At 72.9% G+C, this 12621-nt stretch carries 11 protein-coding genes and 1 tRNA gene; 1 reads left to right on the forward strand and 11 read right to left on the reverse strand.

What is annotated here, in order from left to right:
• Positions 1 to 35: 35 nt before the first annotated feature.
• The 9 genes from DEI95_RS00395 to DEI95_RS00440 form a co-directional block, all read right to left on the reverse strand.
• Positions 36 to 108 (reverse strand) — tRNA-Thr (locus DEI95_RS00395).
• 47 nt (positions 109 to 155) lie between these two features.
• Positions 156 to 812, reverse strand: a complete 657-nt coding sequence (locus DEI95_RS00400) for a TetR/AcrR family transcriptional regulator (RefSeq protein ID WP_111059045.1) — start codon at positions 810 to 812, stop codon at positions 156 to 158.
• Positions 813 to 900: 88 nt separating this feature from the next.
• The gene (locus DEI95_RS00405; protein ID WP_110824583.1) at positions 901 to 2043 is read right to left on the reverse strand and encodes a DNA polymerase III subunit delta'; all 1143 of its coding nucleotides are present in this window, start codon (positions 2041 to 2043) and stop codon (positions 901 to 903) included.
• 46 nt (positions 2044 to 2089) lie between these two features.
• Positions 2090 to 2761 carry a dTMP kinase gene (gene tmk, locus DEI95_RS00410; protein ID WP_258367374.1) on the reverse strand — a complete coding sequence of 224 codons (672 nt, stop codon included), beginning with the start codon at positions 2759 to 2761 and terminating at the stop codon, positions 2090 to 2092.
• Entirely contained in the window at positions 2758 to 5574 is a 2817-nt protein-coding gene (gene topA / locus DEI95_RS00415) for a type I DNA topoisomerase (protein WP_111059046.1), read from the reverse strand. Before topA ends, tmk begins: the two co-directional genes overlap by 4 nt.
• A gap of 613 nt (positions 5575 to 6187) precedes the next feature.
• Entirely contained in the window at positions 6188 to 6613 is a 426-nt protein-coding gene (locus DEI95_RS00425) for a TadE/TadG family type IV pilus assembly protein (RefSeq protein ID WP_111059047.1), read from the reverse strand.
• Positions 6610 to 6828, reverse strand: coding sequence for a DUF4244 domain-containing protein (locus DEI95_RS00430; RefSeq protein ID WP_110889990.1), 219 nt, complete (start codon positions 6826 to 6828; stop codon positions 6610 to 6612). Before DEI95_RS00430 ends, DEI95_RS00425 begins: the two co-directional genes overlap by 4 nt.
• A gap of 160 nt (positions 6829 to 6988) precedes the next feature.
• The gene (locus DEI95_RS00435; protein WP_146243558.1) at positions 6989 to 7633 is read right to left on the reverse strand and encodes a type II secretion system F family protein; all 645 of its coding nucleotides are present in this window, start codon (positions 7631 to 7633) and stop codon (positions 6989 to 6991) included.
• A 365-nt stretch (positions 7634 to 7998) separates the two neighbouring features.
• The gene (locus tag DEI95_RS00440; RefSeq protein ID WP_111059049.1) at positions 7999 to 9237 is read right to left on the reverse strand and encodes a CpaF family protein; all 1239 of its coding nucleotides are present in this window, start codon (positions 9235 to 9237) and stop codon (positions 7999 to 8001) included.
• Between the two features lie 686 nt (positions 9238 to 9923).
• On the opposite strand from DEI95_RS00440, the gene acs reads away from it, so the two are divergent.
• Positions 9924 to 11888, forward strand: coding sequence for an acetate--CoA ligase (gene acs, locus DEI95_RS00445; protein ID WP_110911126.1), 1965 nt, complete (start codon positions 9924 to 9926; stop codon positions 11886 to 11888).
• An 84-nt stretch (positions 11889 to 11972) separates the two neighbouring features.
• Here acs and DEI95_RS00450 read toward each other — a convergent pair whose 3' ends face one another.
• A complete protein-coding gene (locus DEI95_RS00450) occupies positions 11973 to 12434 on the reverse strand; it encodes a RidA family protein (RefSeq protein WP_110889994.1) in 462 nt (153 codons plus the stop codon).
• A complete protein-coding gene (locus tag DEI95_RS16515) occupies positions 12431 to 12589 on the reverse strand; it encodes a hypothetical protein (protein ID WP_181419563.1) in 159 nt (52 codons plus the stop codon). Before DEI95_RS16515 ends, DEI95_RS00450 begins: the two co-directional genes overlap by 4 nt.
• Between the last annotated feature and the right edge of the window lie 32 nt (positions 12590 to 12621).

Raw genomic sequence — 12621 nt, forward strand, 5'->3', positions numbered from 1 at the left:
CCCCCTCGTTTCCGGAGGAACGAGGGGGTGGTCGGAGCCGCCTGTCGGAATCGAACCGACGACCTATTCATTACGAGTGAATCGCTCTACCGACTGAGCTAAGGCGGCGGACGCTCCGGATGACCCGGAGCGGCACGAGAAACAACTGTACAGGATCAGACGAGCGAGCGCGAAACGAGCGCGCCGAGATCGTCGAACGACCGCTCCAGCTCATCGGTCAGGTGCACCGCCGACCCCGGTTCGGACCACTCCCACCAGGCGTGCCGGAGTGCCGCCAGTCCGACGAGCGTCGCGAGCCGGGCACGTCGGCGGAGGGCCGGAGGGACATCGGCGTCCGCGGTGGCCTCGTCACCGCTCAGGGTGGCGTCGCGCTGGAGCCGCCGCTCGACCACCGTCTGGAGCTCGGCCTGGAACTCCTGCATCGAGGCCATCCGTCGACTGAACAGTTCCGGATTCGCACGGAGGACCTGCTGCCGCTCCCCGATCAGACCGCGCTCCTCGACGAGTTCACGCGCCGAGTGCACGAGCAGGGCGCCGAGGTCGGACAGCAGGTCGCCCGAGGGACCGCCGGCGACGAACACCTCGACCTCCTCCCCCTGCGGCAGCGTCGGGTCGTCGCCGAGGATCGCCTGTTCCTTGCTCGGGAAGTAGTTGAAGAACGTGCGGGGCGAGATGTCGGCACGGCGGGACACCTCGTCGACGGTGACCGCGGCGAGACCGTGCTCGAGCGCGACGTGCAGCGCGGCCTGCTGGATCGCCAGTCGGGTGGCGCGGCGCTTCCGCTCGCGGAGGCCCGGTTCGGCATCGGTCATGGGCACGATCCTCGCACGCGCACCGCAGAGGGCGGCATGAGAGGACGCGCGGGAACGGCCCGTGCGCACCCGATGGCGGCGCCGTCGGTCAGCGGACGGCGCGGGCCACCGTGACGAGCAGGGCCTCGAGCGCCAGGAGGGCCGCGACGTTCGCGCCGATCCGCTGTCGTGCGGTGGCGATCGCGTCGAGCACCTCCAGCGCGGCGGCCGGCGGCACGGACGGCAGCGCCCGCTCGAGCTCGTGCCGGATCGTCAGGTTCACCGGTTCCGCCGGTGCGCCGAGACCGAGGAGCAACAGATCCCGGTAGAGCGAGGAGACGTCCACGAGGATACGGTCCAACCCGTCACGGAGGCTCCGGGTCGCGCGCCGCTTCTGGTCTTCCTCCAGCGCACGCAGCTGCGACCGGAGCGCCGGCGGCACCGTCCCGCCCGGCTGCACGCCGAGCGACCGGAGCGCTGCGTCGCGTTCCTCGGCGTCACGTTCGAGCGTGATCGCCTTGGCGTCCTCGTCCGCCACGGCGAGCAGCGCGGCCGCGGCGTTCACGGCGTCGCCGACGCTCCGGATCCCGAGCACGGTCGTCAGGGTGCGACGGCGGCGGTCACGGGCGTCCTCGCTGGTGGCGAGCCGTTGAGCCATCCCGATGTGGCTCTGCGCCTGCCGGGCGGCGTCGGTCGCGAGGACCCGGTCCACACCGGTGCGGGCGACGATGAGGTCGGCCACAGACTCGATCCCGGGCACCCGCAGGCGCACGGAGCGGACGCGTGACCGGATGGTCGGGAGGAGGTCCGCCTCACTCGGCGCGCACAGGATCCACACGGTGCGCTCGGGCGGTTCCTCGAGCGCCTTGAGCAGCAGGTTCGAGGTGCGTTCGGTCATCCGGTCGGCGTCCTCGACGATCATCACGCGGTACCGGCCGACCGAGGGCGAGAAGTGCGACGAGGTGACGAGCGCACGGATCTCGTCGATGGTGATGATGACCCGCTGGGTGGTGAGCCGCGACACGTCCGGATGCGTGCCCGCGGCGATGAGCCGCAGCGTGTGGTCGTCGTCCGGACCGTTCCCCACAAGTGCTGCGGCGAAGGCGGCGGCGACGTTCGACCGTCCCGACCCGGGCGGACCGGTGATGAGCCACGAGTGCGTCATGCCCCCGGTGCCGTCGGTCGACTCCGCGGCACTGCGCAGTGCGGCCACGGACTCCTCCTGCCCGGTCAGGCCCTCCCACACGCTCACGAGGCGATCCTCCCAGCCGCCACCGACGGCCGACCGGTCGCGGGCATCAGGAGACCCCGACGAGGCCGGAGACCGCTGCGCGGATGTGTCCCTGCACCGTGTCGGCGGGTTCGGCGGCGTCGACGACGAGGAACCGCTCGGGCTCCGCCCCCGCCATCGCGAGGAAGGCCGCACGCACCGTCTCGTGGAACGTCTCCGCTTCGGACTCGAGGCGGTCGAAGACGTCGCCGCGGGCCGCGGCGACCCGGGCCCGTCCGATGGACACGTCGAGGTCGAGCAGCACGGTGAGGTCCGGCGTCAGGCCGTCGGCAGCCCAGGCCGAGACGGTCCGGATCTGCTCCGCACCGAGGCCGCGTGCGACGCCCTGGTAGGCCACCGAGGAGTCGATGTACCGGTCCTGGAGCACGACCGCACCACGGGCGAGTGCCGGACGGACGACGGTCTCGACGTGGTGCGCTCGGTCGGCCGCGTACAGCAGTGCCTCGGCGCGCGGGGCGACGTGACCACGCTCGTGCAGCACGATCTCGCGGATCCGCTGCCCGAGGGGCGTCCCGCCCGGCTCCCGCGTCCGGACGACCTCCAGGCCGTGGTCCACGAGCCACTGCTCGAGGCGCGCGGCCTGGGAGGTCTTGCCGGCGCCGTCGCCACCTTCGAGGGTGATGAACCACCCGCGGGCGGCGACGGGCGACGGTCCGGACACGGCGGCGTCCGGCGTCACTTCTTCTTGGCGGGGGTGCGTCGGGCGGGGGCCTTCTTCTTGACCGGACCCTTCGCGCGCTTGTCGGCGAGGAGCTGGACCGCGCGCTCGAAGTCGACCGCCTCGACCTCCTCGCCGCGCGGGATCGTCGCGTTCGTCTCACCGTCGGTGACGTACGGACCGAAACGGCCGTCCTTCACCTTGATCGGCTTGCCGGACACCGGGTCGGCGTCGAACTCCTTCAGCGCCGCGCTGGCGGCACGCTTGGCGCCGTACTTCGGCTGCGCGAACAGCTCGAGGGCGCCGGGCAGGTCGACGTCGAAGATCGCGTCCTCGCTCGGGAGCGTCCGGGTGTCCGTGCCCTTCTTGAGGTACGGACCGTAGCGGCCGTTCTGCGCCGTGATCTCCTCGCCGGACTCCGGGTCCGTGCCGACCGTGCGGGGCAGGTCGAGGAGCTTGAGCGCGGTCTCGAGGTCGACGGTCTGCGGGTCCATCGACTTGAACAGGGACGCCGTGCGCTCCTTCGGGGCTGCTGCCGCCTTCTTCGTCGTCTTCTTCGCCGCCGGGGTCTTCCCCTTGGCCGCCGTCTTCGTGGAGGTCTTCGTGGTGGTCGTCGTCGTCGTGGTGGCTTCCGCTGCCGCCGACGGGTCCGACTCGGCCGTCGCCGGCAGGACCTCGCCCGTCGCCGGGTCGACCGTCGGCTCGGGCTCCGGGGTGCGCTCGGTCACGTACGGACCGAAGCGGCCGTCCTTGGCGAGGACCTCCTTGCCGGTCTCCGGGTTGATGCCGACGACCCGGTCACCGATCACGGGTGCCTCGACGAGCTCCCGCGCCTTCTCGAGCGTGAGTTCGTCGGGGGCGATGTCCTCGGGGACGTTCACCCGCCGCGGCTTCTCGGGGTCGTCGCTCGGCGTCTCGATGTACGGGCCGTACCGACCGATGCGGAGGGTCAGTCCCGGTGCGAGTTCGACCGAGTTGATCTCGCGGGCGTCGATCTCCCCGAGGTTGTCGATGACCGTCCGGAGGCCGCGCTGGTCGTCGCCGCCGAAGTAGAAGCCCTTGAGCCAGTCGACCCGGTCCTCGTCCCCGCTCGCGATGCGGTCGAGGTCGCTCTCCATCTCGGCGGTGAAGTCGTACTGCACGAGGTCGCCGAAGTACTCCTCGAGGAGTCGGACGACGCTGAACGCGATCCAGTTCGGCACGAGGGCCGTTCCACGCTGCGTGACGTACCCGCGGTCCATGATCGTGGAGATGATCGCGGCGTACGTCGAGGGACGGCCGATGCCGAGCTCCTCGAGCGTCTTCACCAGGCTCGCCTCGGTGTAGCGGGGCGGTGCCGAGGTGTCGTGCCCCTTGGCGGCGACGTCGTGGACGCCGAGGTGGTCGCCCTCGGCCATCTGCGGCAGCTTGGCGTCGTCGGCGGAGTCCCCCGCGGCGCGCTCCTCGTCGCGACCTTCCTCGTAGGCGTTGAGGAACCCGCGGAAGGTGATGACCGTGCCGGACGCGGTGAACTCCACGTCGGTGCCGGACGCCGTGGACGCCAGGCCCTCCACCGGTTCGGTCGAGGTGATGCCGAGCACGACGGACGCGGTCGAGCCCTTGGCGTCCGCCATCTGCGAGGCGACGGTGCGCTTCCAGATGAGGTCGTACAGCCGGAGGTCGTTGCCGCGCAGGACGCCCTCCATCTGGGACGGCGTCTTGAAGGTGTCACCCGCGGGCCGGATGGCTTCGTGCGCCTCCTGCGCGTTCTTGCTCTTGCCGGCGTACGAGCGCGGCTTCGCCGGGACGGAGTCGGCACCGTAGAGCGCGGTCGCCTGCTTCCGCGCCGCCGAGACCGCCTGCTGCGAGAGCGAGGCGGAGTCGGTACGCATGTAGGTGATGTGACCGTTCTCGTACAGGCCCTGCGCGACGCTCATCGTCTGCCGCGCGGAGAAGCGGAGCTTGCGTGCCGCCTCCTGCTGCAGCGTCGACGTCGTGAACGGCGCGGCCGGTCGGCGGGTGTACGGCTTCGACTCGACGCTGTGGACGACCGCGTCGCCGGCGCGCTCGAGGACCGCGGAGAGCGCACTCGCCGACGTCTCGTCGAGCCGGACGACGTCGGACGTGGTCGCGCCGCGGTCGTCGAAGTCGCGTCCGGAGGCGACGCGCTTCCCGTGGATCCGGGCGAGGCGTGCGGTGAACGTCCCGTCGTCGGCCTTCTCGAACCGGGCGCTCAGGTCCCAGTAGTTCGCCGAGACGAAGGCCAGGCGCTCGCGCTCCCGGTCGACCACGAGTCGGGTCGCGGCCGATTGCACGCGGCCGGCGGACAGGCCCGGGCCGACCTTGCGCCACAGGACCGGCGAGACCTCGTACCCGTAGAGACGGTCGAGGATGCGACGGGTCTCCTGCGCATCGACGAGCGCGGTGTCGAGTTCCCGCGTGGCTTCCTGCGCGCGCTGGATCGCTTCCTTGGTGATCTCGTGGAAGACCATGCGCTTGACGGGCACCTTGGGCTTCAGGACCTGCAGCAGGTGCCACGCGATGGCCTCGCCCTCGCGGTCTTCATCTGTTGCGAGGTAGAGCTCGTCGGCGTCCTTCAGGGCGCGCTTGAGGTCGGCGACGGTCTTCTTCTTGGCATCGGAGACGACGTAGTACGGCTCGAACCCGTTGTCGACGTCGACCGAGAACTTGCCGAGGGAGCCCTTCTTGAGCTCGGCGGGCAGGTTCTTGGGCTCGACGAGGTCGCGGATGTGTCCGACGGACGCCTGGACTTCGTATCCGTCGCCGAGGTATTGCGCGATCGTCTTGGCCTTCGCGGGGCTCTCGACGATCACGAGCTTCTTCGTGCCTGGCACGTGTCTCCTTGATCGATGGTGCTGGTCAGCCGACGGACGTCGTGGATGCGTCCGGGTCGACCGGGAACTCGGTGACCGGCGGGCCGACAGGCACACCATACACACTCCGGTGGGGATGCCCGGCGGAGCCGGAGGTGGTCCGCGACCTCCGGCTGGACGACACGGCCGGTGTCCGTCGCCCCGGCCGAGGCGTCTGCGCCGCCGTGCGGTCCGGCGACCGCCACGGCCCCGACGGACAGCGGCCCGGACCCGACCACGACGGCGACACGCGCGACGGCCCCGGTGACGGAGCAGGTGCGGACCTCGGCCCGGACGGCCCGGGCGGAGCGGCGAGCAGCAGCGCACGGCGGGCCCGGCGCCAGTCCGACCGTCGCGGCCGCTGCGCTGAGTGCCGCGGTGTCCGCTGCCCCCTGCGCCCGAGCCGATGCGACGCGGAGGCCGGCGGCGGCGAGCGCCGACACGACGACGAGCGAGACGGCAGCGAGGACCGCGACGAGCACGACCGCCACCGATCCTCCGTCGTCTGCCCGCCCGGCGACCGACGGTCGAGACCGAACGGACAGGCACGCCGCTCCGCCCGACCGGGCACCGGGAGCGATCCGGATCGGCCGGGTCACGACGGGCCGCCGCGGTCGGGCCCGTCATCGGCCAGCCCGTCCGCGACGTGGTCACCCAGGTCGTGCTCGGCCGGGTCACGCTCGTCGACCGAGCAGGCGCTCCCCCGCAGCACGAGCGCCGCGAACGGACCCCTCCCCGCAGCCCGCCCGGCGTGCACACAGGCCAAGCCCTGGGTGTGGTCGATGCGGAACGACCCGGCTCCCGCCGTCCGGAGCGCCCGGCGGCCCGCGTCGTCGTCGCCGCGTCCGAACGCCCGGGCGGCCGTGACCGTCGCGGCCTGCAGACGGCCCTGCGTGTCGACGACCCGCACGCCGCCGATCCCCGCGGCCAGGACGGCGGCGACGACCGGTAGCGCGACGGCGAACTCGACGGTGACCGATCCGCGTTCGCCGGCGGGCGGGCGGGTCCGCCGCGGCCTCACGGCGTGAGCGCGGTGCGGACGAGTTCGGTGAGCAGGGCCTGTACCTCGCCGGACCGCATCACCGCGACCAGGACGCCGGCGAAGGCCACGGCCGCCAGGATGACCACCGCGTACTCCGCCGTGGCGGAGCCGTCGTCGTCGCGCAGCCGCGTCCTCCGACGCGCCGGTCGCGCCGCCGCCGGCGGCAGGTCCGCACTCGGGATGTCCTTCTCCATGTGGTGTCCTTCCTTCTCTCTTGTCTCGTGTGTCCGATCCGGGCCCGTCGGTCCCGGCTGGACGGTCTCGGACCCGCGGTTGCTGGACCAGCGGGCCGTGGTCCGAGTCTCGGCGAGGCGCCGGTCGTGTCATCGGCACCCGCGACCGTCCGTGGAGGGGTCAGCCGACGGCACCCGATGTGGAGGAGAGGATGCCCACGACCACGGGCACCACCCCCACCAGTACGAACGCCGGCAGGATGCACACCCCGAGCGGCAGCACGAGCCGTACCGCCAGCCGCTCGGCGCGCGCGAGACCCTCGGCAGCGGCGTCCGCCCGCCGGTCGAGGGCGCACGCGCGGAGGAGCCCGGCGGCCGCGACCCCGGCTCGTCCGGCGAGCGCCAGGGTCTCCGCGAGCCGGTCACGGTCCGGCTGCGGCCAGGACCGGTCGGCGAACACGGCGTCGACGGTGGCGCCGGCGTCGGTCCAGGCGCCACCGCCGGAGAGCGCCACGGCCCAGACGTCGAGCAGCAGCCCCGGCATCGGCTCGTTCTCCGCAGCGGAGGCCACGAGTCGCTGCGTCCACCGGTGCGCGACCGCGACGAGCACCACCGCCGTGACCAGGCAGACCGAGCCGACCGGGCTGCCCACCAGGACGCCGAGCGAGTCGACACCCCAGGCCCACCCGAGCAGCGCCCCGAAGACCGGGAGCGTCAACACGACCCGTGTGCTCGCGCGTGGACCGGCGAGCGCGGTGCGGATCGACCGTGCCGTCTGTTCGGCATCGCGCAGGGACGCTGCGAGCGCCCGGAGTGTCGGTGCCACCGGCGCCCCCGTCCGGGCCGCGACGGCGAGCACCCCCTCGACGTCCCGCTCGGTCGAGGGGTCCCACGACCCGCGACCGCCGCCCGCCGGGCCGCGTCCTCGTACCGTCCTGCGGGATGGACGGGTCCGGCGTCGGACCAGTCCCGCCCGACCCCGGCGCGGCTCCGGTTGGCCAGTGGCCGGGTCCGACCGCCTCTGGGTCGGTGCGGCTGCCGCCTCGGTCACGAGTGCCCACGCCCGCGGCGGTGGGACGCCGGCAGTGACCAGCACGGCGACCCGGTCCAGCGTCCGTGCGAGGTCCAGCGGTCGGCCGAGGGGTGCGGTCCTCGGTCCGGCGCGATCACCGGTCCGCGCGCGGGGCGTCGTCACGAGCCGTCTCGGTGACGTCGATGCGCCCCGCCTGTCCTCGGGCGGCACTGCTCGTCGTCGACCCGCCGCGCATCACGTCGCGCGTCGCCCGCGGGTCGGGAGCCGCTGCGGGGCGCCGACGAGCCGCAGCCATCGATCCGGGCCGGCCCGCCCGTCCTCGCGCACTCAGGTGCCGCCACCCGGTCCCCGCTGCTCGGCACGACCCGGCTCGGCACGACCCGGCTCGACGCCGCCCGGCTCGGCACGGCCTCGACATCGGCGACCACCAACCGTCCTGCCCGGTCGACGTGCAACCGACCGACCGCTGCCAACCGCCGCACCCCGTGCCGGCGCTCCACGTGCAGCACCAGGTCGAACGCACTCGCCGCCTGCCGCGCGAGCGACTCGGGTCCGAGCCCGGCCAGCGCACCGAGCGCTTCGAGTCGCGCGGCGACGTCGTCGAGGCCGTTCGCGTGCACGGTCCCCGCGCCCCCGTCGTGCCCGGTGTTGAGGGCCGACGTGAGCTCCCGGACCTCCGCGCCCCGGCACTCCCCCACGACGATCCGGTCTGGTCGCATCCGGAGCGCTTCGCGGAGCAGTCGACCGAGACCCAGCTCGCCGGCGCCCTCCGCGTTCGCCTGCCGGGCCTCGAGCGCGACGACGTGCGGGTGGTCGACCCGGAGTTCGGCGACGTCCTCCACCGTGATGATGCGTTCGCCGGCCGGCACCTGCGCGAGCATCGCTGCGAGGAGCGTGGTCTTCCCGCTCCCGGTGGCCCCCGTCACGAGCACGTTCTGCCGTTCGTGCACGGCCCGCTCGACGAGCCGGCGCGGCACCCGCTCGAAGAACCCTCGGTCGGCCAGGCGGTCGATCGTGGGTCGCTCGTCACGTGGCAGCCGGACGGAGATCGCCGTCCCGTGCACGGACACCGGGGCGAGCACCGCGTGCACACGGATCCCGTCTCCGTGCCGGACGTCGGCGCAGGGTGTGGTCTCGTCGACGTGCCGTCCGCCGCGGGCGACCAGGGCACGGGCGAGGTCGCGGGCGCGGTCCTCCGGCAGGACGAGTCCCGGCACGACGACCAGCCCGGCGCCCCGGTCGGTCCAGACGCTCCGTCCGCCCAGGACCAGTACGTCCGTCACGCGGTCGTCGGCGACCAGGGGCGCGAGCTCCTCGAAGTCGACCAACGACGCGGCACGCCGCCGATGGTGAGGAGGCGGAGACCCGGGCAGGAACGGAGCGCGATGACGGTGCATGGCGGCGACGGTACGGACGCGCTTCAGGTGATCCGCGCCTCCCGGCCGGACCGGTGGACAGCCCTGCCCGACGTCACGACCGTGAGCGATTTGTACCCCGACGATCGCCCTCGTACCCCGTTCCAGATGCCCGGGTGCTGCAGCGATCCGGCGCAGAGGTCGCGGGTCCGCCGAAGGGCGGACCGGGACGAGTGGGTCCCGATGAGCGCGACGAGACCGGCGTGGGGCGCGGGGCTGGGCCGACCGGTCTGTCCACGTCGGCCGCGTCCTGCTGCCGATCGGCGGCGTCGCGCCCGTTCCGTCCGACGCACGCCCGTGCGGTCCGGCCGGGAAGAAGAAGAGGCGGCACCTGTTGGGGGGAACGGGTGCCGCCTGGACACCGGGGTGATTGGGGGGAATCGTGACCGGTGCCACCGGGAACGAGCCCGGCAGGGAACACTGTACCCCACGAAGGGGATGCGCCGACACTCCTGGACGCGGAACGCGAGGACCTGCGCGGATCGACTGTCCCGCTGCGCGCCGGCAGGTCCGCGGTGACGGGCCGGACCGCAGGACGGCGCTCGCTGCCGGCACCGGGCCGGGTCCTCCGCCGGGAGCGCGGTCGGGAGTAGTCTCCGACTGCGCCCGGTCGTCGTCTGCCTCGGTGGTCCGACCGCGTCCCGGGCGGACGAGACGAAAGGACATCGATGACGATTCCGCAGCAGGCCGCTCCACAGCAGGCCGACACCTCCGACGACGCGACGACGTTCCCACCGTCGCCCGAGTTCGTCGCGGACGCCGTCGCCGACCAGGGCCTCCACGACGCCGCGAGCGCCGACCGGGTGGCGTTCTGGGCGGAGCAGTCCCGAGCCCTGCTGGACTGGCGGACGCCCTTCACGACGACGCTCGACTGGTCCGGGGCACCGTTCGCCCGGTGGTTCGCGGACGGGGAGCTCAACGTCGCCGAGAACTGCCTCGACCGGCATGTCCGGGCAGGCAACGGCGACCGCGTCGCGATCCACTTCGAGGGCGCGAACGGCGACACCCGCACCATCACCTACGCCGAGCTGACGGCGGACGTGCAGCGCGCGGCGAACATGCTGCAGGGTCTCGGCGTCGGGCGTGGTGACCGTGTCGTCGTGTACCTCCCCCTCATCCCGGAGGCCGTCGTCACGATGCTCGCGATCGCCCGGCTCGGCGCGATCCACTCCGTCGTCTTCGGCGGCTTCAGCGCCGAGAGCCTCCGTGCCCGGATCGAGGACGCCGGCGCGAAGGTCGTCGTGACCGCGGACGGCGGATGGCGTCGCGGTGCCGTCTCCCCGCTCAAGCCCGCCGTGGACGAGGCCCTGCAGGGCGAGGGCACGGGCAGCGTCGAGCACGTGCTCGTCGTGCAGCGCGGCGGCAACGAGATCGCCTGGACCGAGCGCGACCGGTGGTGGCACGACGAGTTCGCCGCCGCCGCTCCCGATCACGAGGCGCAGGCCTTCCCCGCCGAGACGCCCCTGTTCATCCTGTACACCTCGGGCACGACCGGGAAGCCGAAGGGCATCGTGCACACCTCCGGCGGGTACCTGACCCAGGCGGCCTACACGCACCGGAACGTCTTCGACATGCACCCGGAGAAGGACGTCTACTGGTGCACGGCCGACATCGGCTGGATCACCGGTCACACGTACGTCGTCTACGGTCCCCTCGCGAACGGCGTGACGCAGGTCCTGTACGAGGGCACGCCGGACGAGCCGCAGCCCGGTCGCTGGTGGGACATCGTGGACGCGTACGGGGTCACGGTCCTCTACACGGCACCGACCGCGGTCCGCGCCGCGATGAAGGCCGGTCGCCAGATCCCGGAAGCGCGCAGCCTCGAGTCGCTCCGGCTGCTCGGCAGCGTCGGCGAGCCGATCAACCCAGAGGCGTGGCAGTGGTACCGGCAGGTGATCGGCCACGACCGGACCCCGATCGTCGACACGTGGTGGCAGACGGAGACCGGCGCGATCATGATCTCGGCGCTGCCCGGCGTGACGAAGCTCAAGCCCGGCGCGGCACAGACCCCGCTGCCGGGGATCGTCACCGAGATCGTGGACGAGGACGGCACCCCCGTGGGTCCCGGCGGCAGCGGCTACCTCACCGTCACCGAGCCGTGGCCGTCGATGGCGCGCGGCATCTGGGGCGACGACGACCGCTTCGTCGAGACGTACTGGTCACGGTTCCCGGGCCGCTACTTCGCCGGCGACGGCGCCCGGCTCGACGGCCAGGGCGACATCTGGGTGCAGGGACGCGTGGACGACGTGATGAACGTCTCCGGGCACCGACTGTCCACCGCGGAGATCGAGTCCGCGCTCGTCGGGCACGAGGGAGTCGCCGAAGCAGCGGTCGTCGGTGCCGCCGACGAGACGACCGGGCAGGCCGTCGTCGCGTTCGTGATCCTCACCGCCGAGGCGGCCGAGGGCGTCGACCGCGAGGCCTCCGCCGCCGAGTTGCGCTCCTGGGTCGGCAAGCGGATCGGCCCGATCGCGAAGCCCCGTCAGGTCGTCATCGTCCCGGAGCTGCCGAAGACGCGGTCCGGCAAGATCATGCGCCGCCTCCTCCGCGACGCGGCCGAGGGGCGTCGCATCGGCGACACGACGACGCTGGCCGACCCGACGATCATGGCGACCATCGCGGACCTGATGTAGCCGGACGGACGCAGGAAGGGCCTCCCGTCACACCGGCCGGGAGGCCCTTCCTGCGTCCCGCGGACGCGTCGCGTCCGCAGGTGGTCAGGCCGTCAGCTCGACGACCAGCTCGACCTCGACCGGTGCGTCCAGCGGCAGGACCGCGACGCCGACCGCGCTGCGCGCGTGGACGCCCGCTTCGCCGAACACGTCGCCGACGAGCTGCGACGCGCCGTTCGCGACCGCCGGCTGCCCGGTGAACGAGGGGTCGGAGGCGACGAAGACCGTCACCTTGACGACCCGGGCGACCCGGTCGAGCGACCCGGCGACGCTCTGCACCGCGGCGAGGGCGTTGAGCGCCGCCACCCGGGCCTGCGCCGTCGCCGTCTCGGCGTCGACCGCTGACCCGACCTTGCCCGTCACCGGCAGGGCGCCGTCGACGAACGGCAGCTGCCCAGCGGTGAAGACGTGTGCGCCGGAGACGACGGCGGGGACGTACGCGGCGACGGGAGCCGCGACCTCCGGCACCGTGATGCCGAGCTCGGTCAGGCGCTCGGCGACGCTCATGCCTCGGCCTTCGGACGCTTCAGGTAGGCGACGAGCCCGCCCTCCGGGCCGGTGACGACCTGGACCAGTTCCCAGCCCTGCTCACCGAAGTTGTTGAGGATGGCGGTGGTGTTGTGGATGATCAACGGGGTCGTGAGGTATTCCCAGCGGCTCATGCGGTTCCTTGCCAGCCTTCCAGTCCGAGGTG

This window comes from Curtobacterium sp. MCBD17_008, assembly GCF_003234475.1.
Classification (GTDB): Bacteria; Actinomycetota; Actinomycetes; order Actinomycetales; family Microbacteriaceae; genus Curtobacterium.